Origin of the sequence: Pseudomonas sp. NPDC087639 (assembly GCF_044743385.1) — a bacterium.
Classification (GTDB): Bacteria; Pseudomonadota; Gammaproteobacteria; order Pseudomonadales; family Pseudomonadaceae; genus Aquipseudomonas.
Map to the genome: position 1 here is coordinate 1 of NZ_JBIUWI010000148.1, position 3,061 is coordinate 3,061.

At 59.8% G+C, this 3,061-nt stretch carries 3 protein-coding genes and 2 pseudogenes; 1 reads left to right on the forward strand and 4 read right to left on the reverse strand.

Annotation, left to right across the window (positions count from 1 at the left end; all coding sequences use genetic code 11):
* From ACIOVB_RS27265 to ftsK, 4 genes and pseudogenes are all read right to left on the reverse strand, one after another.
* Positions 1-164: CrcB family protein (locus tag ACIOVB_RS27265; protein WP_401272249.1), on the reverse strand; the 164-nt coding region annotated here is incomplete at its 3' end.
* A complete protein-coding gene (locus ACIOVB_RS27270; protein ID WP_401272248.1) occupies positions 164-1,486 on the reverse strand; it encodes a replication-associated recombination protein A in 1,323 nt (440 codons plus the stop codon). The genes ACIOVB_RS27270 and ACIOVB_RS27265, both read right to left, overlap by 1 nt.
* A 108-nt stretch (positions 1,487-1,594) precedes the next feature.
* Entirely contained in the window at positions 1,595-2,215 is a 621-nt protein-coding gene (lolA, locus tag ACIOVB_RS27275; RefSeq protein WP_008087013.1) for an outer membrane lipoprotein chaperone LolA, read from the reverse strand.
* A gap of 66 nt (positions 2,216-2,281) precedes the next feature.
* Positions 2,282-2,995: pseudogene (gene ftsK / locus ACIOVB_RS27280) on the reverse strand (DNA translocase FtsK); the annotation flags it as partial.
* On the opposite strand from ftsK, the pseudogene ACIOVB_RS27285 reads away from it, so the two are divergent.
* Positions 2,986-3,061 (forward strand): annotated as a pseudogene (locus ACIOVB_RS27285) (hypothetical protein); the annotation flags it as partial. The pseudogenes ftsK and ACIOVB_RS27285 overlap by 10 nt on opposite strands.

Genomic DNA, 3,061 nt, shown 5'->3' on the forward strand with positions numbered 1-3,061 from the left:
AGGCCGTACAACACGCCAATCAGCAGACAGCCCACGATATTAACGGCCAGCGTCGCGGTATAGAAGTGCCGAGGCCAATTGGCGTTGACCCAATTGCCGGTGGCGAAGCGCAACAAGGTGCCGGCGATCCCGCCGACGGAGACCGCAACGATCAATGGAATCACTATTTTCTCCGCTGCCGAGGGCTTAAACGGTCAAGTTGGGCGAGGTGGTTGAGTTTCTCGCCGATCTTCAATTCCAGGCCGCGCGGCACTGGTTGATAGAACGGAATCGGCTCGAGCTCTTCCGGGAAATAGTCTTCGCCGGCAGCATAAGCATCCGGCTCATCGTGGGCATAACGGTATTCGTCGCCGTAACCCAGTTGTTTCATCAGTTTGGTCGGCGCGTTGCGCAGGTGCAGCGGGACTTCCAGCGAGCCATTTTCTGCGGCGGCGCGCAATGCAGTCTTGAACCCCATGTACACCGCGTTGCTTTTTGGCGCGCAGGCCAGATACGTGATGGCCTGCGCCACGGCCAACTCGCCTTCCGGGCTGCCGAGGCGCTCCTGCACTTCCCACGCTGCCAGACACAGGCTCAGCGCACGCGGGTCGGCGTTGCCGATGTCTTCGCTGGCCATGCGCACTACGCGCCGGGCCAGGTACAGCGGATCGCAACCACCATCGATCATCCGCGCGAACCAGTACAGCGCGCCGTCAGGATTGGAGCCGCGCACCGATTTGTGCAAAGCGGAAATCTGGTCATAGAACGCTTCGCCGCCCTTGTCGAAACGCCGACGCGTGTCGCCGAGTAGACTTTGCAGAAGCTCGGTACCGATCTCGCTATCGTCTTCGGCCAGGTCCGAGGCGTTCTCCAGCAGATTGAGCAGGCGCCGACCATCGCCATCGGCGGCGGACAGCAGCATCTGAAAGCCTTCGTCGTTCAACGTCAGGTTGCGCTTGCCCAGGCCGCGCTCTTCGGTCAGCGCGCGATTCACCAGTTTGCGCAGCGCCGCTTCGTCGAGGCTTTTCAGCACATAGACACGGGCTCGCGACAGCAAAGCGTTGTTCAGTTCGAACGAAGGGTTTTCGGTGGTCGCGCCGATGAAGATCAGCGTGCCGTCTTCAACGTAGGGCAGGAACGCGTCCTGCTGGGATTTGTTGAAACGGTGCACTTCATCGACGAACAAAATGGTGCGCTTGCCGTACTGGCCGGCCTGCTGCTTGGCGATTTCAACGGCCTGACGGATCTCTTTGACCCCGGCGAGGACCGCCGAGACCGTTTCGAAGTGTGCATCCGAGACTTCTGCCAGCAACCGCGCCAACGTGGTCTTGCCCACGCCCGGCGGCCCCCAGAAGATCATCGAATGCAGGGCACCCTGCTCCAGCGCCTCACGCAGAGGCTTGCCACGAGCCAGCACATGCTCCTGACCGACGTACTCATCCAGATTGGTCGCACGCAAACGCGCGGCCAGCGGCTGGGCAATCGGTGCACTGCGAAACAGATCCATCACGTACCGTTGAAACCTCGGTTATTACGATTTTTCAGACATGTAGGAAAACCTGTGGTGAGGGGATTTATCCCCTCACCACAAAAGCCCCATCACAGAGCCTATGCGTTATTCCTGGATAACGTCAGCGCCCTTCGGGATATCGAACTTGAACTTCGACGCTGGAACCGGCTCGTTGGCCTTCACCCCGGTGAACAGGATGTTGGTGCGCTGACCGACGCTGTCGATCAGTTGCATGTCATTGAGCAGACCGTTGCGGAACGACAGGCGCAGGTTGTCGAACAGGGTGTCCTTGGTTTTCGGCTTGAGGGTGAAGTCGATCACGCCGCCCGCCTCTTTCGCGCTGATGTCAAAGCTCTGGCTGATCTTCGACACATCACCGGACAGCAGCAGCGCCGGGGTCTGGGTCAGACGCTCGTCGAGCTTCTTGATGGTTGCCTGTTCCAGATCCGGGTCCCACAGGGTGACTTTCTTGCCATCGGAGACCATAGTCTGCTCGGCCGGCGCATTGGTGTGCCAGTAGAACAGGCCCGGACGCTGCAAGGTCATGTCGCCAGTGGTTTCCTGCAACTGAGTACCGCTGCCGTCGAGGGTCAGCTGCGAGAAGTTCGCGCTCAGGGTCTTGGATGTTTCAAGCAATTGGGTCAGACGAGCCACGTCCTTGTCATCGGCGTGGGCCGTGAGTGTGGTCAAAGCCAGTACTGGCAGCAGCATGCGGATAAGACGCATGGGAGTCCTCTTGAATACTCGTGGGAAAGCGGCGGCACATCATTGTCCCGCCTGTTGCTTTTGGGGTCAGTCGCGTACCGGGCCGGGAGCCAGGACTTCACGCGAACCGTTGGTGTTCATTGATGTGACGACGCCAGCCATTTCCATGGCTTCGATCATCCGTGCGGCACGGTTGTAGCCGATCTTCAGCTTGCGCTGCACCGCGGAGATCGAAGCCCTACGGCTTTCCAGTACAAACTGCACGGCTTCGTCATACAGCGCATCGGCTTCAGGATCATCGCCGTCGCCGCCACCGCTGCTGCCTTCAAAGCCGCTGCCTGCCTCTTCGACACCGTTAAGAATGTCATCGTTGTATTCCGGTGCGCCGCGCAGTTTCCAAGCCTCGACTACACGGTGAACTTCTTCGTCGGAAACGAACGCACCGTGAACCCGGATCGGCAGGCTGGTGCCCGGTGGCATGTAGAGCATGTCACCGTGGCCGAGCAATTGTTCGGCGCCACCCTGGTCGATGATGGTCCGCGAGTCGATCTTGCTCGACACCTGGAACGCCATTCGGGTCGGAATGTTGGCCTTGATCAGACCGGTGATCACGTCCACCGACGGCCGCTGGGTCGCAAGGATCAAGTGAATACCCGCCGCCCGCGCTTTCTGTGCGATACGGGCGATCAGTTCTTCAACCTTCTTGCCGACGATCATCATCATGTCGGCGAATTCGTCGACGACCACGACGATGGTCGGCAGCTTCTGCAACAGCGGCGCTTCGTCGTGAATGCTTTCGCGATGAGCTGACTCCGGAAGGCTTCCTCAGCAACAACGCTGGTGGCATCCTCGGCGGTATCTCGTCTG